Source organism: Paenibacillus sp. FSL R10-2771 (genome assembly GCF_038000205.1).
GTDB classification, from domain to species: domain Bacteria; phylum Bacillota; class Bacilli; order Paenibacillales; family Paenibacillaceae; genus Paenibacillus_AQ; species Paenibacillus_AQ phytohabitans.
Genome location: NZ_JBBOBM010000001.1, coordinates 5,979,141 through 5,999,673, shown reverse-complemented (window position 1 = coordinate 5,999,673; position 20,533 = coordinate 5,979,141). Strand labels below are relative to the sequence as shown.

The window sequence follows — 20,533 nt, the reverse complement described above, 5'->3', positions numbered from 1 at the left end:
TCGTTAAAATGATCATAGAGGATAACCATCCGTTACTCAATGGACAAAACCCAAAGCTGGAATTTAGTTTGTGCAAAGAAGAATCGTGTTTGTGCAAAAGAGAATGGAGCTTGTGCAAAACCGGATATCCGCTGTGAATTTTCAGGTTATTAAAAAAGAATGAGGCTATTCAGACTACATTCAGTTTGGGTTGTTATGATGCATTAAGCCTATCTCTTGAGCAGGGTGTATTTAGAGCTGTTCTTTTTCCGCGGATTGTGTAAATACATAGATAAATAACCGATTTATTACCGTTGTTATAAGAAAAAAGTTAAGTCTTTAGTACCTGAATTAAAAGTCAGGATATGTCGATAAGAGATTCAAATCATAATTCACCAAGGAGGATAACAGATTGAAGAAAAACAATTATTTCCGGTTTTTGCTGATGGCATTGCCGCTGCTTCTGGTATTGACTAACGGGGGATTGGCGCTGGCAGCCACCACGGTAACGGTCTCCAAAATTGTGCTGAATGTAAGTGAACTTACGCTCGCGGTGGAAGAGACTTCGGCTCTAACAGCTACTGCGGTCTATTCCGACAGCGCCTCAGGCGACGTGACGGTTAACAGTGACTGGTCCAGCGATAAGCCGGCGGTAGCCACCGTATATAACGGGATTGTGACGGCCAAGGCGGAAGGGACAGCTACGATTGTTGCGGTATTTACATATAGTGACGGCACGAAGTTCTCCCAGGCCGCAACGGTTACTGTAACCAAGAAGGTTAAAGCGCTGACGCAGAATGTCCAGAGCCTGGATCTCCGCAAAGCCGAATCGGGCAGCATTATTCTGACCGCAACGTATTCGGATAATACAACGGACGCCACGGTGGCGAACAAGGCAGTCTGGAGCACAAGCGATGCTGCGGTAGCTGCCGTGGTGAACGGTACAGTCAAAGGGATCTCCTCCGGGACAGCCACAATCACAGGCGTATATGGCAAAAAAACCATCACCGTCACAGCGAATGTAGAGGTAGCCAAACGGATCGAAGCGGATCAGCCCGAGCTTGCGCTTTTGCTGAAAGACAGCTCTGCTGTTAAGCTTACAGCTACTTTCCAGGATGGCACGCAGGAGAATGTAACGTCCCTGGCCGCCTGGTCCTCCAGTGATGAAGCGGTTGCCGATGTCCTTAAGGGCGTCATTACCGGCTACAAGCAGGGAACGGCAGTTATCACCGCCAAATACGGCACCAAGACTACCACAGTAGAGGTAACGGTTGACCAGACCAGTAAGCTGGTTGTGGATGATCAGAGTGTTTTTCTGAAGACGGAAGAAGCTCAGCAGCTTAAACTCACCGCCGTCTACCCGGATGGGACGACCAAAGATGTGACCAGCACCGCAGTCTGGAGCTCGAGTGATTCCAGTATCGCTTATGTATACAAAGGCAAGGTTTACGGCTATACAGCCGGAACGGCGACGATTACAGCAGCCTATGGCGATAAGTCTGTACAGGTGGATGTGGATGTTGCGGTGGCCCGGTATCTGGATCTGAGCGAAGAACAGCTTGGCCTGAAGACAAGCTCCACCCATGCGCTAACTCTGACGGCGACTTATGCCGATGGCAGCACAGAAGATGTTACTTCTAAGGCGGCATGGAGTTCGAGTGATGAGCTTGTGGCTTTTGTCAAAAAAGGCTCCCTCACAACTTATAAATTGGCTGGAACCGCAACAATCTCTGCCGTCTATGGCACACTTGAAACCTCGACGGAGGTGGAAGTTGGAGCCGTAAGTAAACTGGTAGCCAGCGATGATAATGTATTCCTGCAGATCAGCGGGACGAAGCAGCTTGTGCTGACTGCCGTTGCAGGCGACGGGTCCTCATCGGATATTACAAGCAGTGCGGCATGGACCACAAGCGATAAGAGCATCGCTATGGTCAGCAAAGGCCTGATCACCGGTTATTCCGTAGGTACGGCGACCCTTACAGGAACTTATAATGGAGCGGCGGCCACGGTTACCGTTGATGTGGGAACAGCAAGACATCTGGCTTTAAGTGAAACCAGTCTGAATCTTGCGGTGGATGCTGCTAAGGTGCTTGTGCTCAAGGCGACTTTTGCGGACGGTACGGTAACCGATGTAACCAGCAAGGCAACCTGGACCTCCAGTGATGAAGCTGTGGCTTATGTGGAAAAAGGAAGTATTACAACCTACGCAGAAGGTAATGTGACGATAACAGCAGCCTATGGCGGGAAGACAGTAACTGCAACTGCCGCAGTTGGCAAAAGCAATAAGCTCAGCGTCGATAACGACAGCCTGAACCTGCGCCTGAACGGAACTCATCAGCTTGTGCTGACCGCCCTGGATGCAAGCGGCACCCCAAGCACGGTGACAGACAGCGCAGTCTGGACCACCGCTGACGAGAATATCGCTATCGTGAACAAAGGTCTGGTTACAGGCTACAAGTCCGGCAAAACTACAATTACCGCCGTTTATGGCGGCAAAACCCTCACCGTTGCGGTGAGCGTCGAAACAGCTGCGCGCCTGAATCTTACGGTCGGCAAGCTGAACCTCGGCAAGGACCAGAGCAAAGCGGTAACGGCTATGGCCAGTTATGAAGACGGAACGTCACAGGATGTCACAGAGAATGCAGTGTGGAGTACGGATAATGCGGATGTAGCTGACGTTAGCAAAGGAACCATTACCGCCTATGCCACAGGCAGTGCTGTAATTACGGCCTCTTACGGCGGCAAGACGGCAACGGTCAAAATCACGGCAGGCACACCGGACAAACTGGCGCTGCAGGCCAAGGCCATTGAACTGAAGGAAGACGAGACTTATCAGGCCGAGGCTACCGGAAGTTATAGCGATGGCAGCGACAAGACGATCACCAGTGATGTGGAGTGGAGCTCCAGCGATGAGAAGATTGCCGAGGTTAAGGACGGTCTGATTACCGGCCTCTCTGTAGGAACAGCGGTGATTACCGCCAAAATAGGTACGGAGAAGGCGGCCATTACCGTGAATGTGGGCCTTGTGGATGAGCTGGCTGCCAATGTGAGCCTGATTACGATGTCTGCCGGAGACAAGGAGCAGATTACACTGACTGCCACGGATTCCGCAGGTGTAGAGAGTGATGTAACGGCTGATGCAGACTGGAGCTCGGCCAAGACTACAATCGCTACGGTCAAGAAAGGTCTTGTAACCGGAGTGCTGAAGGGCAAAACGGCGATCACCGCCTCCTATGGAGGGCAGAAAGTGACGGTCAACATTGAAGTGGATCAGATCACTGTCATCGAAGCATCGGTGACCAACCTGGCGATGAAATCCGGCGATACGGCCAAAATCGCAGTAAGCATCACTTATAGCGATGGCAAAACGAAGGATGTGACGGACAAGGCGGAGTGGAAAAGCGGAAGCTATAAGATCGTCACAGTTACCGGAGGCTCGGTCAAGGCAGTGGCTTACGGCAAATCCTATGTGACGGCCAAATACGGCGGCAAAACCGTCAAAGTCCCCGTAACCGTTGATGTGCTGAAATATCTCGAGGTCAGCCAGATGAATCTTACGCTGAGTGCAGGCCAGTCGGTGCAGCTGGCGGCAACGGCTACTTTTGAGGACGGCAGTGAATCGGATGTATCCAAGACAGCAGTCTGGACTTCCACCAAGGAGCTTGTAGCTACCGGCAAAAACGGCCTGATTAAGGCCAACAGTAAAGGTACTGCGAGCATATCCGTGAAATACGGCGGCAAAACCGTGAAGATAAAGGTCACTGTTAAGTAATTTACTCACACCTGCCTCATTTTCCATTTTGGAGAGTGAGGTGTTTTTTTGCGGATTTTTGTTATTAACATATTGATAATATCATCAAAGTCTGCTAAGATATTGTTAATAACAAATTAATAATAACATTTAGTTAATATCAATCACTAAAATAAACAACAGGAGGTAATGACCATGTTCGGATTCCGCTTCGTAAAGTTCCAGCCCAGTGAATATGTCCTTAAGGTGAAGAACGGTAAGGTAGTGCAGGAAGGTGTAGGACTTTCTTTCCATTATTACGCGCCTACGACCTCGGTTGTAGTGGTGCCGGTCTCTTCGATTGATGTACCGTTCATGTTCGAGGAAATTACGGCTGATTATCAGACGGTGACCGTGCAGGGGCAGCTGACCTACCGGATCGTGGATTACCGCAAGACTACACAGATTCTTAACTATACGTATAATCTGCGGAAGAATTCCTACCTCTCCGATGATCCGCACAAGCTGGCCCAGCGGGTGATCAATATCGCCAAGGTGCTGACCAAGAAGCAGCTCGGGCAGCTGCCGCTGAAGGAAGCCATTCAGTCGAGTGAACGTCTGGCTAAGACAATTACGCTCGAAATCGGACAGAGTGCGGAGATAGAGAAGCTGGGCATCGAGCTGATGGGGCTGTCCATTCTGGCAATCGTGCCGAATAAGGAAACGCTGCGCGCGCTGGAGGCGCAGGCCCGCGAAGAGATTCTCCGCAGCGCCGACGATGCGCTATATGAACGGCGCAATGCCTCGATTCAGCAGGAGCGGCGGGTGAAGGAGAATGAGCTGAATACGGAGATCGCCGTGGAGACGAAGAAGCGGCAGATCCGCGAAACCCAGCTCGATGCCGAACGCTCGGTGAAGCAGAAGCAGAATGAGATGAAGGAGGAGCAGCTCAGCTTCGATACTGCGCTGGAGGAGAAAAAGCAGGAGCTGATTGAACTGACAGTAGCGAATCAGAGAGCGGAAGCGGATGCCAAGGCCTACGAGTTGTCGGCGGTGATGAATTCGCTCCAGGGCGTAGCACCTGGTGTACTTCAGGCACTGACGAATGTAGGCATGAATCCGGATAAGCTGATTGCCATCGCGTTCCAGGAGCTGGCTGAGAATGCCGGGAAGATCGGGCAGCTCAATATTACCCCGGATCTTTTGCAGGGAATTATGGCCGGGTCGCCGGGTAACGGAGCGGGCGCGGCAAGAGGAGGCAACGGACGATGAGCAGCCCGGTATCCGAGAACAAGATTATTCTGATCAAGCGCAAGACGCGCCTGGAAGAACTGGTGGTCCGCTACAATACGATCCAGCAGGCCCAGTTCTATATTGAACGGCTGGGGGCCGATTTCAGCGATTATCTGAGCGAGGACTTCACTTACCGCAAGGCGGTAGAGGCTGCTGTAACCGAGCTGAGCGCGGTAGGCCGGCTGCAGCTTCTGGACCGGCAGCATGTGCCTAACTTTATATTTGGAGAGCGGGATACAGTAGTTGTGCTGGGGCAGGACGGTCTGGTTGCCAATACGCTGAAATACCTGCGGGAGCAGCCGCTGATCGGTGTAAATCCCGACCCGCAGCGCTGGGATGGTGTGCTGCTGCCCTTCACGGTTAAGGACCTGCGGCAGCTGGTGCCGGAGGTGCTCCGCAGCCAGCGGCAGGTACGCGAGGTTACCCTTGCCAGGGCAGAGCTGAATGACGGCCAGAGCCTGTACGGTGTCAACGATCTGTTCATCGGCCGCCGGACCCATGTCTCGGCCCGTTATCAGCTTGAACTGAACGGCACACTGGAGCAGCAGTCCTCCAGCGGGATTATTGTCTCTACCGGCATGGGCTCCACCGGCTGGCTCAAAAGCGTTCTCGCCGGAGCAGCGGGGATTGTCAGCCAGGCGGCGCAATGGCAGACAGCGGAACAGGTGACGGTAACGGCGGGCTTGGAAGCACATGCGTCTGTCCATGGGGGCAGACCGCAGGAAAACGGGGCGGCGCTCAAGCTTTCCTGGGATCATCCGGAGCTCTACTTTACGGTACGGGAGCCTTTTCCCAGCCGGACGACTTCGGCTGGTCTGGTATTCGGCAGGATCAACAGCCGTATGCCGCTGCGAATTACTTCGCAGATGCCGGAGGACGGGGTAATCTTCAGTGATGGAGTCGAGAGCGACTACCTGGAATTCAACTCCGGCGTAGAGGCGACGATTAGTCTCGCGGAGAAGAGGGGACGGCTGGTAGTCTAACATGCATATGTTATGAATGCCCAGGCGCGAAGTGCAGATACAAAGAAGGGGTTCCCCTCAGTGCCGCTGGTGCGGCCTGAGAGAACCCCTTTTGTCTTGAACCGCTTAGTCCGGCTTATATTACTGCTGGAAGCTGCGTCCCTGATTCATCGGTGAACCGTAGGAATGGTTAGTCTGCATGGGTGTATGCAGCGGCTGCGGGTTAAATGAAGAGTTAATTGAAGAGTTAATTGGGCTATGCAGTGAATTTACCGGCTGGCTATTGGAAGTGAAGGACGGGCTGAAGGAAGAATTATATCCTCCGGAGCCTGTGCTGAAGCTTTGATTTCCAGAGTTACCAGTACTGAAGCTTGGGATTCCTGTATTAAAGCCCTGTTGTTCAGTATTGAATCTTTGAATACCACCTGTATTGTAGCCGGCAGTCTGCGGAATCTGCTCCAGCTGTCTGATTAACTGTGAGACCTGCTGCAGCTGCTGCATAGCGGTCTGATGGCCCTGTAATGCCTGCTGAATCATCTGAATGGCCTTATTGCTGTGCTGGCTGAGCTCCTGCAATTTGGCGGCATGCTCCTGCTCCTGCTGCAGAAGCTGCTGATAATTCTGCGTGCCCTGCTGGGTCTGTGTCATCAGCTGCTGGATGATTTGCTCGCTTTGGCTGATCTGGCTGGAATGGTTTGAATTCAAAGTAAATGGCCTCCTTGGCGGGTGCTGTAATGGTCATGCGGGCTTATTATCTCTGGCGGAGGCACTTAATATTCATCCTCATGAAACCGCACGCGAAGCACCGCTTGAACGGTTACAATTGTGCAAACTCTGCTTCAAATCCGCAGGGACGAGTTGATAAGAATAGGTACAAGCTGCTGTGCAACTAATGCGGCAGACTGACGTCTATGTAGAAAAGAGTTTCCAGTATCACCCATAACCTGGAGGTGGGGCAACCATGAATCTGCGTGAGCGTATCAGCCTGACTACAACTTATGTTCCAAGGAGCATCAAGCTTATGCTTGTGTTCGCAGTGCTGTTCACAGCATGCTTCACAGGATCAGCGGCAGCAGCGTCATCATCATCCTCAGATTTAATTATTGTGAACAAAAAGACGAATAAGCTGGCCTATTTCAGCGCCGGTAAGCTGGAGAAGGTTTTTCCGGTCGCCACCGGCAAGAACAAGAGCCTGACGCCTGAAGGCAGCTTCAAAATTGTGGTCAAAATCAAGAACAGACCCTATTACAAAGAAAAGATTCCCGGAGGCGATCCGGCCAATCCGCTGGGCGACCGCTGGCTGGGGCTGGAAGTGAACGATACCTACGGCACGACTTATGCCATTCATGGCAACAATAATGAAGCCTCCATCGGTAAATATGTCAGCGCCGGATGCATCCGGATGCATAATGAGGATATCCACTGGCTGTATCCAAGGGTAGCCAATAACACTCCCGTGATCATTACTACTTCAGGACTTGATATGGCAAGCATCGCAGTGAAGAGCGGCTATTCCACCGGGCCGACAATGATTGCAGGCGTCTTTATCATCAATGGAGAAAAGCTGGAGGTTAAGGATTCTTTCCTGCTGGAGAATTCACGGGTATTCGTTCCGCTCCGAGAATCGGTTGCCCTGCTGGGGGGAACCTTGAAGCAGGAAGCGGGAACCGGAGCGCTTATCATTACTATAGGTGAGCATACCGCGGTCCATCAACCGCTTAGCGAAACAGCGAAGGTGAACGGCAAAACGGTGGCCATGCTGGCCTCGCGGACTGTAAACGGGCGATTGTATATTCCCTTAGGCAGCTTAACGCCGCTCTTTGGCCTTCCCGTCATATGGAACGCCAAAGAGACGGCTGTGGAGCTGTGATGCGCCTATACTAGAAGCTGCCAGATGAAGGTCTATCCGTAGCAATCACGCGCTGCGTATATGCTCACTGAGGCAGCTTGCTGCTATGCTGCAGCCGGCTGATTATATTTTCGGTGACCGGCTGGCCTAATTGCTCCAATGCATATAGGATAGCCCCTGCTTCGGGCGGGAGCTGTGGCGTTACCACCTTATACTGTTTGTTGGCCCCGTTCTTCAGTAAACTGCGTAATTCCGATTGAAAATACCTGCTGTTTGCCACACTGCCGATGAAGGCTACCGGGACGGTCTGCTGCGCAAAAGAAGAAGCCAGCAGACCGATGCCCGTCTTAATCTGCTCTGCAGCCCTGCCGCATACCCGGACGGCGGTGGAGCTTCCCTGCTCCGCTTCTTCCGTAACTATAGGAGCAAATTCTCCAAAGCGTCTGTCCCGGGCTTTCCGGTCATCGTCAAACCCTTCACTTGCAAGCATATATAGTTCAGAGGCTGCAGCAACGTTCCAGTGCGCAAGCATCCGGGCGACAAGCAGCTCATCGCTTGAATCTGTGTGACCGGCCAGCACTTCAAAGACGGTATCATATGAGAGGAGCCGGGCGGCACTTGCGGCATAATGATGAAAATCATAATTGCGTAAATAACGTCCGTCTTCATTAATGGCAATAATGATGGAGCCAGTTCCCGAGATGACAATAATGCCGGGCTGCGTAAGCAGTGCTCCGTAATGGGCGATAAGCGCGTCATTGACGTGCCACCTCGGACAAGTCAGCTCCGGAACCCCGGTGAGCGGCAATATCCAGTTCAAATCCTCCGGCGAGTCATATCCGGCAACCCCGGCAGCCATGCCGATGACCCTGCCGGGCTCGATGCCGCCGCTTTCCAGCGCTTCTATAATCGCTGACCTCACGTTATGCTGAGCGGCAGAGTCCCGGTACGCGGAAGCGCTTCCCTTTTTGCAATAGGCTAGTACATTTCCCTCAATATCGGCGGCTATAACCCGCGTATGAGTTCCTCCTCCATCGATTCCAATTACAACATCTGTTCGCTGCATTCCGGACACCTCTTCACGTTCTTTTCTACAGAATACTATAATCACTCCAGCGTTGGATATGACACAGGCAGATACTGCGAGGGGATAATACTCCTTCACGGCAGCCGCTATACCGGGAGCTTGCTGTTGCTGAAGCAGGATTAACAGGGTAAATATAGAAGTTATAGAAGAGCACTGGAAAACATTGATTCGGAGGACAAAATGAGTAAACTCGCAAGTTTTATGGCAGAAATGCTGCGTTTAGTGGTTCTGCTGGTTCTGACACTAGGTGTACTCGGGGGTGTGGAGCAGTGGATCTTCAAAATGTTATATGGATGGACCGGGTATTTGTATACTGCAGTAATCGGTAATTTTCTCATATTCTTAGTGATGTACCGGAATTATTGGCAGTTCAAGGGCTGGTACAAATCGGAGAAGAATCAGAAGCTGAAGCCGGTGTGGACCCGGAGTCTGAGTGTCGCCGCGCTGCTGCTGATTCTTGTTCCGTTTGCGGTACCGATCTGGATGTAATTAGTTTTGTACAGAGGATGATGCTTCCCCTGGTATTTCAAAGAACTCATTTAGCTTCATATTTTGTTGCCCGACCGTCCTGGAGGCACCCGTAGCATCAATGAATCCATAGGTTGCCTCCATAACCGGAAGCATCAGATGATAGAATGCGAGGCTACCCTTATAGGCGGGCATTTTTCCGGCCTGATCCACAATTTTGTAGGGTACAAAGAAGAGTCCGGCAGAGGATGGGGCACTATAGTCTATTTTGGCAGACCAGATCTCTTCCGCATAATTACCTGTAACTTCATAATACGAAAAACCAGGCCCGCCTTGAATGAAGAAACGGGCCGCTGTGCCTTCCGGGAAATAATAGTCCTGATTCTGTGACTCATTAATGATAGGGATTTGCTTAAGCGTGCTGACGCGGGGAAAATGAAGGGCTGCTGTACGTGCTTCCCCCAGATTCGCAGATTGGAGTTGAGTGATCAGCGCCTCATCTGCTTTGGCGACATACACAATCCGGGTGGCAGCATTCCAGGCTACATGCGCATCTGCGGCTTCTGCTATGAAGCGGATCGGCACCATGACTCTGCCTTTAAGCAAAACCGAGGCGACAGGCAGTGCGGTTGGTTTGCTTCCAATCAGGGCAGTCTTGTGACCCGCAACCAGTGTGATTGTTTCCCCGCTGCGGCCAATTGTAACCGTCTTGGTGCCATTGTTCCAAGCGACAGTAATCCCCGGGATATGCTTCACTACATTTAGCGGGACCATGGTTGTGCCTTGTGTGAGATAAGGGGGAATGTCCGTGCTTATCGTGGAGTTGTTTATTTCTACTGTAATGGTTGGAGCTGAAGCAGGGGCGGCCAGGGCAGTGCCGGACAGCAATATTAACAGCAGCAGCGGCAGGCAGATAAATTTGATGACTTTCATCTTGAGTAGTCCTCCTTCGAAAATTTTGTTAGTTTACTAAAATTATACAGTTATAGACGCCGGATCTATTTGAAAGTTGCGTATATGCCAGTTGTACTCCAACAGTTCATAGGAGTTGATAGAAAAGGGGGAGAGCTTTGACCCGGAAATCATGGATAGTGTCAGCAATAACAGTACTGATCGTAGCATCCCTGGGCTATGTATGGTTTCGTCCGCAGCATGTGGAGCGGGTGTACCCTAGTGTGATCTACTCCAATAATGAAGTCGTGAAGCATAGCGCAATCGGGCTGAGGGGTGAAGTATGGAGAGGTGTGCCCGGAAGCAGTGAGTTTACCGGCGAGCTTACACTGGATGGAGGTCTTCATTATGATGTGAAGCTTAAGGATGGCGGCGGATACTACTTGGGAATTCTGACTGTCCTGGATGCAGACCGGTCACGGCGTTCGATTGGCTCTATTATAGCGTCTCAGAAGCTGGATAAGTTCTGGATTATGCTGACCCATCTTGATGAGCGCTACGGGCTTGCAGCCGGAGAGGGATATATCTCGGCTCCGGCTAATACGCTAGAGGAGGCCATACAGACCGGGAAGGATATTATGGGTTCAGCCAGGGATAGCAAGTAGAAGCACTGAGGGGGAACAGTATGGAGCAGCGGATAGAGGAACAGCTCGATTTGGATGACTATGTAGGTTTTTGGAAAAGAGTACTGATCAGCTTCATTGATTTTCTGATTTTGGCCATTCCTACGTATTTTTTGAACAGGTTGTGCGTCTCTGCCGCAGAGTCGGCGGAGTCGGCGTTTCCACTTTTTATTCAGTTTGTGCTGCTGATAGGCTTCAATGTGTTCATGGTTGTCAAATATGGAGGCACTCCGGGCAGACTGCTTCTGGGGGTAAGGATTATTAACGAGGACGGGAGATATCCGGCGCTGAAGCAGGCTTTGATTAGATATCTCTTCTTCATCGTCAACGGCTTTCTTGCGGTTATTGTGAGTCTGAACACTGAGGAATTATCTGCGGTTTCCAGCAGTCTGGCCAACTGGACCCCGCTCGCTACGATTTTGAATGTGTTCTTTGGCTGGGTCGTGGTCGCCGATTGCCTATTCGTTGCATTCACCCAACGCAACCGGGCGCTGCATGATATGATGGCCGGAACCTATGTGGTTAAGAAGAATGCACTGGACCGTCTTGTTTGAGCCAAAAGAATAGAATAAGCCAATTGTAAAGGGGATAGACCAGGCGGCGCTGCCGCTCCTGTTCTATCCCCTTTACCCTGTTCTGGATGTGGATTAGTCCACCTCCAGAACAGCCTTCATGAACGTCTTGAGCGCGGAATCCCCGCTTTCTCTGGTCCATTCCCTGAGCTTCCCGGACCTTGCTGTGTATAGCTTCAGCATCTGTTCCAGCTCCCGGTCAAAGAGCTCCGGCTGTCCCGTACGCTCTGCCTTCATCAGGGTTATCAGCTTCGCCCAGTTAACTGGGCTGGAGCCGGGACTATGCTGGGGATAACGCTGAGCAAGCTTTAGTACGGCATCGAGCGGCTGTCCCGCCGCCAGCTCTGCAGCCAGATAGCTGCCGGTGAAGCGGTGGCTGCCATCCTCCTCCAGTGAGGCGACGAATTGCCTGCGGGCTTCGTCCAATTTCCCCTGGTACATCAGCGCGGTAGCGTTAATTCCCTGATCATAGCTGTGCGGTTTCTGATCACGCAGCTCAAGAAACCAGGAATAATAATGATTGTAGCTTTTCCAGTCGGACTGCTCATAGTAGTAATGCGCCAGGTTGAAGACATAGTCTGCAGTCGGACGCAGCTCTACAAGCTTCACTAGCAGAGGTATCGTTGCGGCCTCTAAGGATTTGTCTTTAGTATAGGAAGCCTTGGCTGTCATGAGATGAACCAGCATCTTGAGGGCATGATCATCCTGCGGATCTCCGGCATAGTCGTGGCGGTACGCTTCCAGTGACTGCTCAAGCTTCTGCGCTTTAACCAGCTGATCGGCAGCGGTAAGACTGCGTGAATGTAAATAGAAGAAAGGCAGATTGCCGACGGTGTCCTCGTTCAGCCGGTAGCCATTGCTGCGGGTAATCACCCGTCCGGATTCATCATAGGCTTCGATGCTCCACGAGAAGCGGCCGCTTGGATCGGCGAAGCCGAGCAGAGACGAAGGCTCAACCGATTCCCAGCCTTCTCCGCTGCTGCTGGTGGAGAAGCCGCCGCTGCTATACAGCTCTGTTACTGGGATGGAAACCTTATTACCCGTGATATGCTGGCGGATTACATAACTGAAGGTGCTGCCTTCCGCTGAGACTGTGCCGCTGAGACTGTATGAGGCGGCATTCCGGACAGTTTCCCACTCGAATTCTACAGAATCACCTGTAAGGATCTGCGAATTCACCGGTGACTTCAGCTCCAGCAAGGGCTGAAGGTCAATATTGTGGGTCAAACGGTCATTTGGATTGATTTCGATCCAATCATCCGCCTGTACAGGCCAAGTCCAGCCGTCGATCTGCTCAAAGCTCAGGCCCAAAAATAACTGATAATAGCCGGGAATGACGCCTGAGAAGGAAAAACGGCCCTGTGCATCTGTGACGATTTCATACGGCTCCGAGCCATATAACACACTATGATTAACTTCGCTCTCCGGCCGCAGGAAGATGCCTGCCCGGGAGACCGGAGTGCCGTCGCTGTAGGTTAGTGTCCCTGACAAGGTGGCAGGAGCAGAGTTTCCTGCTTCCGCAGCGGATAATAAAGCGTTCTGCATCAGGAGCAGTTGCCGCTCTGATTCAGAATGTGGCTCCTCCAGAAACTGTGAAGCTGCTGTAAAGGATTCCGGTGCGGATGCAGAGTCCCCCGTGGAGCCTTGGAAGTCTTTGGAGTCTTGGGAGTCCCCGCCACTCCCATCGTTCATCTCCTGATACTTCCGGTCACGGACCTCCTGGTAATTCTCCAGACCGTTGTTTATCAGCTTCAGCGCTCCGCTGCTGTCTCCCTCTGCAAAGAGCAGCCGTGCACTCAGCCAGGCCGAACGGGCATCTGATTCTTCTTCACCATAATGCCCCGGGGAGTCAGCCTGCACGAGCAGCACTTTTGCAGCCGCCCAATTCCCTGCACTCAGTGCCCGCTGTGCCTGAAGCAGGAGCAGCTCTCTGGCCAAAGAGGATTTGCTGCTAATTCTTGCAATAGCCTCCGTAAGGACCTTGTCTCCGTCACTTCCGGTGCCCAGGACATCATATTCATAGACCAGCTGTTTAGCCGCAGTAAGCAGATAGCGGTCTATAGGGCCTTCTAGCATATACTCTCTCAGGAACCGCAGCTTATCCCCGGGAAGCAGTAGGGAAGGGGGTTCTTCGTTATTGTTCTGGCTCCACTGGCTTGAGGAAGAACCGATATATACATTGTACTGATATGGAGGCCTCGCATTGCCGGGCTCAATGATCCTGGTACGGATAAGCGTCATACGCTTGCTGCCGGTGCTGGAATTCAGAGTGTTCAGCAGTTCCTGGCGTGCCTTGGCCCCGGTATCCGCTGTGGCGGAGGTTGCAGGCTGAACGGATGGCGCTGCTGCCTGCTGCAGAACACCCGGTAATAGTATCAACAACGTAAGCGGAAGCAGGACGAACAGCACCAGCTGTTTGACCTTGATTCTAATTTTCATGGCGTCTCACCGCCTGTTCATAAATGTCTTTCCAGTACGTATTGCCGCCGGCTTCAATCAGTTCCCGCTGGCCCTGTGCCGGCAGTGTACGGGCCTCATGTTCCGGGGTCCCGCTCTGCGGGTAGCAGAGGATCAGCGCACCTGCGATTAACAGTGCAGATAGCGCACCCAGTGGCTTGAGTGGAATTTCCAGCTCCTTATTCCATAGTGCCCGCAGGCGGGCCAGCGGTACGTTAGGGTGAGTCTGCTGCAGAACCCGTTCCTGTCCGCTGAAGGAGAGGCTGCTCAACTCTTCATCCAGACGGCGTTTGATGTGTTCTTGTTCACTGCTCATAGAACATGCCCCTCCTTCTCCAGAATCTGCTTTAGCAATAACCGTCCCCGGGATAACCGGGATTTCACAGTATTGTCAGGTAATCTCAACTGCCCGCTGATCTCACGGATGCTCATCTCATGGTAATAGTACAGCGTCAGGCATTCGCGGTAGATGTAATCCAGACTTCTTACAGCTTCAGTTAGCTGCAGATTATGCCATTCTGCTATAAACAGCTCTTCTGCGCCTGCGGAGGCGCCTGCTTCATTCTGTACCCAGGCCCCGCCCTCCGGCGCAGGAAAAATATTTCGCCAGCTCCATGTCCGCTGTCTCATCCGGCAGCGGTTAACCACAATGGTGATCAGCCAGGGTCTCAGACGCTGAGGGTCCTTCAGCTGCCCGATTTTGGCATAGGCCTGAATGAAGGTATCCTGTACGGCTTCCTCGGCAGATTGCCGGTCACGCAGCAGCAGCCAGGCGGTCCTGAACAGCATATCCCCATATTGCTCCATCAGCTGGCGGAGAGCGGACTCATCCCTGGCTTTGATTCTCTCTATAATATCCAGATGAAGCTCCCCTCCCTTTATTAGTAAGATGCGTGCTGCGGGAGGAAGGTTGCGTGCCGCAGGGAAATAATTCCTGAATTGAAGGACTTGAGCAGCGAATATGCTTTCTCAATTGCAGAAAGTGCAATAGAATCGAATTCCGGGTAATTTTTAGGGAGTTCTATTGTACTAAATGCAACAGATCCGGTAATGCAGCTTTGGGGGCGTTCTGCGGTGAGAGCAGCGCTGCAACTTCACGCGGCAGCATCATTCCCCAGCTGCTCCATGCCAAAAATGTTCTATAGAAGGAGCAGCCTGAGAAGGAGCATCGTGCAACCTTTAACGGGGACACTGCGTCATAGGATAACAGTTTAAACTTTAAAAGATGGTACCTATTACGAAGGAGATGGCATCATGATCACATCATTCAAAACGATAGCAGGCATAATTCTACTCGGCGGAATGCTCAGTCTAACGGCTTGTAATTCCGGTAAGCCGGATGCGGCGGATACCGGAGGGGCGGCTGCGCAAGCCTCGGAGCTTCCGGCGTCTGCACAGCCGGAAGGGAGTCCCGCCCCGGCGGCGGGCACGGAGCCGGCTGAAGCTGGCGGCGCTGCAGCAACAGCTGCGCCTGACGCAGGCGGCTCTGCTGCGGCCGCTTCACCAGCGGCTGCTGAGCCTGGAGCTGCGGCCGGGAACTCTGCGGCCGCCACGCCGCAGGAGCTGAGCAAGCAGCTGAAAGAGCTGCTGCAGCTAGCCAAGCAGGGCAAGGTGCCCGGCGTGGAATATGCTGCACACAGCGGACTCATTGATGATGTGGAAGCAGCATGGGGAGAGCCGGACACCAAAGAATCGGCAGGCAAAGGCATTTATTCCACGTATGCCGGCAAGCACGTGGTAATCGGCTTTAACAAGGGCAGCCAAATCTTTGATGTGCGTTCAAGCGCCTCCGACTTACAGAAGCTGACGCTGAAGCAGATTGAAGAAGTCCTCGGCAAGCCGGACGCTACCTCCGTGAACGGCAGTGATGACATTTATATATACCAGGCGGGCAAGCAGTATCAGCTCAAGTTCATCATTCCGGATTCAACGGGTACCGTGGATCATATCTCTGTATTCTCCGAACAGGATTCATTCAACAATATGGCAGGCTAGATCAGCCTCTATAGGTGTCCGGATTTACGGCAGCCGCTGTCACATAGGTAGAGCAAGTTTAAGAAGAGTCCCTTCGCAGCGGCAACTGTGGAGGGACTTTTCTCTTCTTGATCATCGGATACAAGTACCGGGCATTTGCCCTTCATGAATGCAGCTGCTGCTATCGTGCGCAGAACTTCTTGCTGATATAATCAGTTTATGGGTTGATCTGTAGAAAGAAGAGAGGCACAGCTATGCATCTGGAGTTGAACGGAAGCGAATATAAAGTATCTGCCGGCGGGTTAACCATAGAGCTGCTGCCCAAGGAGTTTGCGCTTCTGCAGTTTCTGTACCGCAACAGGGGGCGGACCTTCAGCCGCGAGCAGCTTCTCGATAAAGTGTGGCCGATGGAGTATCCGGTGGAACGGACCGTCGATGATCATATCTACCGGCTGCGCAAGAAGCTGCGCGGGCTGGGCGGGATTGATATCAAGACCATCCGCGGGTTCGGTTATAGCCTGGCCGTACCGGGCTCACCGGAAGGGGTAGCAATGACCCCTGCAACGAATGATCCGGAGCTGCGGGATACCATGAGTGAGGTATTCATGAAATTTCATATCTACGGTCAGGGCAAATCGATGCTGACCCTCGCGCGCCAGCAGGATATTCTCGGCTACGAGCTGGACCCGCATTATTCCATGGTCGTTCATTTCGTCCAGGGAGATTTGGAGTGGCTGATCTACACGGATGAGGTTCCGCTGAAGGACCGGCTTTTTTACCTCAACCTGTTCTACTTCTTCATAGGTGACCCCAAGGTGAAGGTGGAATACGCCGAACGTCTGATTGAGCGGAAACTGCTGAACCCCCCTGAACAGATGGAACTGGAGATTCTGACCATGCTGGATCTCTACACATTGGCAGGCCAGCCGGAAAAAGCGCTGGAACGCCTAAAACGTTCCTATCGGGTAATATCCGAACCGGATTATGAGAACTTCGTTCCGGCGACGCAGATTACGGAGCTGTTCATTCATCTGGTGGCGGGAACCGGGGATGAGCAGCTGGATCGTATGGATGAAACCGTCAGCCGGACACTGAGGGGCAAGCCTTTTCTGCGGGAGATCGGCGGTTACAAAGTAGTAAAGGGACTGTGGGCGCTTCGGCGTGCACAGTGGGCAGAGGGAGAGAAACTGATACATGAGGGGTTGCAGGTGCTCGATATGTCCGGCTTTGTGCCGCTGCGCTTCTATTCGGTGTACCGGATTTATCATTTCTGCCGGATGTATCTGGCCGGGAGCTCCTTGGCGCGCAAGTATGAGAGCCTGTTTACAGCAGAGCTTGAAGCTTTTGGTCTGCTAAGGCTGGAACTGCCTCTCGAAAATCTGCTGCTGCCGCTGCTCGAATCCCCCTGATAATTCTCTGACAATTCTCCGTTACAGTAGGATCATGAATGTTTCGCACATTCAATGATATTACATGTAACCTGGAGGAATGTCAGATGGAGCTTACAACCAAGCAGGGAACCAGCCTGCTGCATAACAAAACGTACATGCGGGTATACAGTGCATTCGCCACGGCAAGCTTCGGCGACTGGTTCGATGCACTGGCTATTCAGGTGCTGGTCGGCTACCGCTGGCAGGCCGGGCCGCTGATGCTGGCGCTTATTCCGGTAGCGCTGGCGCTGCCGAGCATTCTGTTCGGCTCGATTGCCGGAGTAGCCGCCGACCGGCTGAACAAGCTGAAGCTGATGCGTGTCTGCGATCTGCTGACTGCGCTGCTGACTGTACTGGTGCTATTCGCCCCGAGCATGTTCTGGCTACTGCCTTTGCTGGCGCTGCGTTCAGCGCTATCCACGCTGAATATGCCTGCCCAGCAGTCTTTGACCCGCAGCCTGGTCAGAGAGGATCAGCTGCTGCAAGCCTCGTCGCTCAATGGGCTGGTTAACCAGGGCTCCAAAATTGCCGGCCCTCTGCTCGGAGGTCTGGCGCTCGCCTTCCTTACGCCGCAATGGTGCATACTGATCAATGCTTTGCTGCGCGGCTGTTCTTATCTGCTGCTGCTGTCCGTTAAGAACATCCGTACAGATGAAGAGGACAGCAAACAGCCAGAGGCGCCGGAAGACAAGATTCCGCTGCATACGATGTGGCGGGAAGGCTGGAGCTTCATGCTGCGCAGCCGGATTTTGCTGAATACTATGCTGTTTGGGCTGGCCGGGGCACTTGTACTTCAGGTGGTCGACTTCCAGTTCACCAGCCTGTTCCGGGTATTTGCACCGGAGCGGGAATCCCTGCTCGGCTGGATGGTAGCCGCTACCGGAGTAGGAGCTGTGCTGATCATCCTTCTGCTGAACAAGCTGAATCCCGAAACGGGATATAGCTGGAGGCTCGGCTCGGGATATGTACTGATCGGCGGTTCCATTGCTGCACTTGGATTGCTTCAGCCCGGCGCTTCGATAGTATGGGTTCTGCTGATCGGATTTGTACTGGGGATCGGAAACGGGGTATTCATGGTTACGTTCAATTATTGTCTGCAAAAAGAAACCCCGCCGCATATGACCGGCCGTATCTTCGGCATCCAGAACACCGTACTGAGCACGGTACTTATTGTTGCACCTTTATTAGGCGGCATACTTGTCCAGTATGTAGGCCCTGCCCGTATTTTTATCAACATCGGCCTTCTGCAGCTCCTTCTGGGTCTGGCGGGTCTGCTCTTCGGACGGCTGCTCTGGCCTGTGGCCAAGCTCAAGCTGGAAGGTGTACAGCCAGCAGCTGCAGTAGAACAGGGGTAGCTTAAAGGCAGACAGTAAGTTTAAGATCAAGCCCTTCGGGGCTTTTTCTGCACTGCCACATTACATATTCAGGAGGAACCAATGACGACTTATATTTACATGGTGAGACACGGGGATTCACTCCGGACCGGGGTGGACGAATGGACGCGCGGCCTATCTCCTGAAGGGGAAGAGGACGCCCGCAGAGTAACAGCATGCCTGCGTAATGAAGGTATTAACGCGCTGTACAGCAGCCCGTATCTCCGCGCCATACATACGATTGCCGATTTGGCAAAGGTACTTGGGCAGGAAATTACCCTCGAGGGGGATCTAAGAGAGAAGGTCTGGATGGAGGGCAACCGGCAACTGCCGGACGAGGATCTGCTTGCTTCACTTCAGGCGATGTATGCCGATCCGGACTATGCCCTGCCGGGCGGGGAATCGAACCGCGAATGCCAGGCAAGGGCGGTAGAAGCGTTGCAGGAAATCCTGCAGGCACATGAAGGAGAAAGAGTTGCCATCGGTACCCACGGGCTCGTAATGGCGCTAATGATGGGCTATTTTGCCCCGGAATATGATCTGGACTTCCTGCTGAAGACCACCAAGCCAGATATTTATGTCATGGCCTTCTCGGCAGGCCAGCTGACCGGGGTGGAGCGTCTTATAGTTAAGGGATGAGCATGGAGAATGGCCGGAAGAACGTACCAAGCCGCGGATGGGCTGGGTGCGTTCTTTGGCGCGAGGGAGGAGAGTGAGCATCTTAAGTTCGCTTGCATAAGCAAAAAAGTTGTTCAAATTGCAACTTCGATCCATAGATATCCGGGCAATCCGGAGGATTGTTGTATGAAATACATTAATTGTCCCGCCAAACCGCCTGGAGGAGGAGAAATGCTGCCTTTTCTACAACAATTTGAGATTGCGGCCCATTTAATGCGGGAAATGTTGTAGTTTGTACAGGATTTGCTGGCGGTCGCCGCGGCACGGCGGAGTCCATCATTCACTGGGGTACGGTGACGGCTAAGCTACAGTCCGTAGAACCGCACCGTATTCGCTGTTAAAATAGCCTTCGCCTCGCTCCCGGTATAACCATGCAGCGCTCCCCAGGCGGCGGCAACGTCATGCACCATCGCCGGATGGGTGGTACGCCCGGTGAATGGGCCTTCAAAAGGCCACGGACCATCGGTCTCCGCCATGACCAGCTCCGGCGGGTAGCGGCGTGCGAGATCCTGAATCTCCTGTTCATAGAGAATATCGGGAGTGAACGAGATATAATAGCCCCGGCTGATCATACGGTCGACAGTAACTCCCGGGCCCTTGAACCAATGGAAATGGGCCCGGGTAATGTGATGCTGTTCAAGCAAATCACATACGGTCCAGGCATCTTCGTAGACGGCATGCAGTACCACTGGTTTGGCTAATCGTGCCGCCAGACCAAGGAGTCTGTCCAGAAGCCGGATATAAGGTTCCATATCCCATGCTTCCCCGCGTTCTATAGCTTCGGTCCGGGAATAGTAGGGAAGCCCGACTTCACCTATAGCGGTCATATCCGGGGCATGGAGCGTGATCCAGTCCAGCAGCGCGGCCAGATCCTCTTCCGGCGGCAGCGGCTGCTCTGGATGGAAGCCGTAGGCGGGTCTCACCAGCCCGGGATAACGGGCTGCTATCCCCTGAGTACGCAGACTGGAGGCGAGGTTCATCGAGACAGCAATCAGCGCCTCAATGTCCTGCTCCGGCAGGCTCTGCAGCAAAGAGGATAACAAAGTCTCTTCATATTGGTCCAGATGAATATGGGCATCAATCATGCGTAATTGCTCCTTCCTCCGC

19 protein-coding genes are annotated in these 20,533 nt (G+C 52.8%); 12 read left to right on the top strand and 7 right to left on the bottom strand.

Annotated elements, in window-relative coordinates; all coding sequences use genetic code 11:
- The first annotated feature begins 391 nt into the window (after positions 1-391).
- The 3 genes from NSU14_RS25880 to NSU14_RS25870 all read left to right on the top strand — a co-directional run bounded on the left by NSU14_RS25880 (position 392) and on the right by NSU14_RS25870 (position 5,985).
- Entirely contained in the window at positions 392-3,751 is a 3,360-nt protein-coding gene (locus NSU14_RS25880; RefSeq protein WP_340947747.1) for an Ig-like domain-containing protein, read from the top strand.
- A 174-nt stretch (positions 3,752-3,925) separates the two neighbouring features.
- Entirely contained in the window at positions 3,926-4,981 is a 1,056-nt protein-coding gene (locus NSU14_RS25875) for an SPFH domain-containing protein (RefSeq protein ID WP_042134172.1), read from the top strand.
- Positions 4,978-5,985 carry a sugar kinase gene (locus NSU14_RS25870; RefSeq protein WP_340947746.1) on the top strand — a complete coding sequence of 336 codons (1,008 nt, stop codon included), beginning with the start codon at positions 4,978-4,980 and terminating at the stop codon, positions 5,983-5,985. Before NSU14_RS25875 ends, NSU14_RS25870 begins: the two co-directional genes overlap by 4 nt.
- Before the next feature lie 120 nt (positions 5,986-6,105).
- On the opposite strand, the gene NSU14_RS25865 is transcribed toward NSU14_RS25870, so the two are convergent.
- Positions 6,106-6,669: a hypothetical protein gene (locus tag NSU14_RS25865; RefSeq protein WP_063779782.1), complete on the bottom strand. Its 564-nt coding sequence runs from the start codon at positions 6,667-6,669 to the stop codon at positions 6,106-6,108.
- Positions 6,670-6,925: 256 nt separating this feature from the next.
- Here NSU14_RS25865 and NSU14_RS25860 point away from each other — a divergent pair, with 256 nt between their 5' ends.
- Positions 6,926-7,834 carry a L,D-transpeptidase family protein gene (locus NSU14_RS25860; protein WP_336100486.1) on the top strand — a complete coding sequence of 303 codons (909 nt, stop codon included), beginning with the start codon at positions 6,926-6,928 and terminating at the stop codon, positions 7,832-7,834.
- A 64-nt stretch (positions 7,835-7,898) separates the two neighbouring features.
- On the opposite strand, the gene NSU14_RS25855 is transcribed toward NSU14_RS25860, so the two are convergent.
- Positions 7,899-8,879: an N-acetylglucosamine kinase gene (locus NSU14_RS25855; protein ID WP_076242325.1), complete on the bottom strand. Its 981-nt coding sequence runs from the start codon at positions 8,877-8,879 to the stop codon at positions 7,899-7,901.
- A gap of 201 nt (positions 8,880-9,080) precedes the next feature.
- Between NSU14_RS25855 and NSU14_RS25850 the strand changes: the two genes are divergently transcribed.
- Positions 9,081-9,389: a hypothetical protein gene (locus tag NSU14_RS25850; protein WP_042134179.1), complete on the top strand. Its 309-nt coding sequence runs from the start codon at positions 9,081-9,083 to the stop codon at positions 9,387-9,389.
- On the opposite strand, the gene NSU14_RS25845 is transcribed toward NSU14_RS25850, so the two are convergent.
- A complete protein-coding gene (locus NSU14_RS25845; RefSeq protein ID WP_340947745.1) occupies positions 9,390-10,301 on the bottom strand; it encodes a copper amine oxidase N-terminal domain-containing protein in 912 nt (303 codons plus the stop codon).
- Positions 10,302-10,459: 158 nt separating this feature from the next.
- Between NSU14_RS25845 and NSU14_RS25840 the strand changes: the two genes are divergently transcribed.
- Positions 10,460-10,924, top strand: coding sequence for a hypothetical protein (locus NSU14_RS25840; protein WP_340947743.1), 465 nt, complete (start codon positions 10,460-10,462; stop codon positions 10,922-10,924).
- A gap of 20 nt (positions 10,925-10,944) precedes the next feature.
- On the top strand, positions 10,945-11,496 hold the full coding sequence (locus tag NSU14_RS25835) for an RDD family protein (protein WP_340947742.1): 552 nt from the start codon (positions 10,945-10,947) through the stop codon (positions 11,494-11,496).
- A 93-nt stretch (positions 11,497-11,589) separates the two neighbouring features.
- Here the strand turns inward: NSU14_RS25835 and NSU14_RS25830 are convergent, their stop codons facing one another.
- From NSU14_RS25830 to NSU14_RS25820, 3 genes are read right to left on the bottom strand one after another with little or no spacing between them, the layout of a single operon-like run.
- Positions 11,590-13,953, bottom strand: coding sequence for a carboxypeptidase-like regulatory domain-containing protein (locus NSU14_RS25830; RefSeq protein ID WP_340947741.1), 2,364 nt, complete (start codon positions 13,951-13,953; stop codon positions 11,590-11,592).
- On the bottom strand, positions 13,943-14,287 hold the full coding sequence (locus tag NSU14_RS25825; RefSeq protein ID WP_076242330.1) for a hypothetical protein: 345 nt from the start codon (positions 14,285-14,287) through the stop codon (positions 13,943-13,945). The genes NSU14_RS25830 and NSU14_RS25825 overlap by 11 nt, the downstream gene beginning before the upstream one ends.
- Positions 14,284-14,778: an RNA polymerase sigma factor gene (locus NSU14_RS25820; RefSeq protein ID WP_445670064.1), complete on the bottom strand. Its 495-nt coding sequence runs from the start codon at positions 14,776-14,778 to the stop codon at positions 14,284-14,286. Before NSU14_RS25820 ends, NSU14_RS25825 begins: the two co-directional genes overlap by 4 nt.
- Positions 14,779-15,225: 447 nt before the next feature.
- Here NSU14_RS25820 and NSU14_RS25815 point away from each other — a divergent pair, with 447 nt between their 5' ends.
- The 5 genes from NSU14_RS25815 to NSU14_RS25795 all read left to right on the top strand — a co-directional run bounded on the left by NSU14_RS25815 (position 15,226) and on the right by NSU14_RS25795 (position 19,657).
- Entirely contained in the window at positions 15,226-15,966 is a 741-nt protein-coding gene (locus NSU14_RS25815; protein ID WP_340947740.1) for a YjgB family protein, read from the top strand.
- 233 nt (positions 15,967-16,199) lie between these two features.
- A complete protein-coding gene (locus tag NSU14_RS25810; RefSeq protein WP_336100496.1) occupies positions 16,200-17,354 on the top strand; it encodes a winged helix-turn-helix domain-containing protein in 1,155 nt (384 codons plus the stop codon).
- 86 nt (positions 17,355-17,440) lie between these two features.
- Entirely contained in the window at positions 17,441-18,730 is a 1,290-nt protein-coding gene (locus NSU14_RS25805; protein WP_076242333.1) for an MFS transporter, read from the top strand.
- A gap of 81 nt (positions 18,731-18,811) precedes the next feature.
- Complete coding sequence (locus NSU14_RS25800; protein WP_336100500.1) at positions 18,812-19,387, top strand: histidine phosphatase family protein; 576 nt, start codon at positions 18,812-18,814, stop codon at positions 19,385-19,387.
- Positions 19,388-19,396: 9 nt separating this feature from the next.
- Positions 19,397-19,657: a hypothetical protein gene (locus NSU14_RS25795; RefSeq protein ID WP_042134199.1), complete on the top strand. Its 261-nt coding sequence runs from the start codon at positions 19,397-19,399 to the stop codon at positions 19,655-19,657.
- Positions 19,658-19,731: 74 nt separating this feature from the next.
- On the opposite strand, the gene NSU14_RS25790 is transcribed toward NSU14_RS25795, so the two are convergent.
- Complete coding sequence (locus NSU14_RS25790) at positions 19,732-20,511, bottom strand: TatD family hydrolase (protein WP_340947738.1); 780 nt, start codon at positions 20,509-20,511, stop codon at positions 19,732-19,734.
- Between the last annotated feature and the right edge of the window lie 22 nt (positions 20,512-20,533).

Excerpts from the sequence above, each read along its gene's own strand:
- NSU14_RS25875 (WP_042134172.1), top strand. The coding sequence starts at position 3,926 with ATGTTCGGATTCCGCTTCGTAAAGTTCCAGCCCAGTGAATATGTCCTT.
- NSU14_RS25870 (WP_340947746.1), top strand. The coding sequence starts at position 4,978 with ATGAGCAGCCCGGTATCCGAGAACAAGATTATTCTGATCAAGCGCAAG.
- NSU14_RS25860 (WP_336100486.1), top strand. The coding sequence starts at position 6,926 with ATGAATCTGCGTGAGCGTATCAGCCTGACTACAACTTATGTTCCAAGG.
- NSU14_RS25855 (WP_076242325.1), bottom strand. The coding sequence starts at position 8,879 with ATGCAGCGAACAGATGTTGTAATTGGAATCGATGGAGGAGGAACTCAT.
- NSU14_RS25850 (WP_042134179.1), top strand. The coding sequence starts at position 9,081 with ATGAGTAAACTCGCAAGTTTTATGGCAGAAATGCTGCGTTTAGTGGTT.
- NSU14_RS25845 (WP_340947745.1), bottom strand. The coding sequence starts at position 10,301 with ATGAAAGTCATCAAATTTATCTGCCTGCCGCTGCTGCTGTTAATATTG.
- NSU14_RS25835 (WP_340947742.1), top strand. The coding sequence starts at position 10,945 with ATGGAGCAGCGGATAGAGGAACAGCTCGATTTGGATGACTATGTAGGT.
- NSU14_RS25830 (WP_340947741.1), bottom strand. The coding sequence starts at position 13,953 with ATGAAAATTAGAATCAAGGTCAAACAGCTGGTGCTGTTCGTCCTGCTT.
- NSU14_RS25825 (WP_076242330.1), bottom strand. The coding sequence starts at position 14,287 with ATGAGCAGTGAACAAGAACACATCAAACGCCGTCTGGATGAAGAGTTG.
- NSU14_RS25820 (WP_445670064.1), bottom strand. The coding sequence starts at position 14,778 with ATGGAGCAATATGGGGATATGCTGTTCAGGACCGCCTGGCTGCTGCTG.
- NSU14_RS25815 (WP_340947740.1), top strand. The coding sequence starts at position 15,226 with ATGATCACATCATTCAAAACGATAGCAGGCATAATTCTACTCGGCGGA.
- NSU14_RS25810 (WP_336100496.1), top strand. The coding sequence starts at position 16,200 with ATGCATCTGGAGTTGAACGGAAGCGAATATAAAGTATCTGCCGGCGGG.
- NSU14_RS25805 (WP_076242333.1), top strand. The coding sequence starts at position 17,441 with ATGGAGCTTACAACCAAGCAGGGAACCAGCCTGCTGCATAACAAAACG.
- NSU14_RS25800 (WP_336100500.1), top strand. The coding sequence starts at position 18,812 with ATGACGACTTATATTTACATGGTGAGACACGGGGATTCACTCCGGACC.
- NSU14_RS25795 (WP_042134199.1), top strand. The coding sequence starts at position 19,397 with ATGGCCGGAAGAACGTACCAAGCCGCGGATGGGCTGGGTGCGTTCTTT.
- NSU14_RS25790 (WP_340947738.1), bottom strand. The coding sequence starts at position 20,511 with ATGATTGATGCCCATATTCATCTGGACCAATATGAAGAGACTTTGTTA.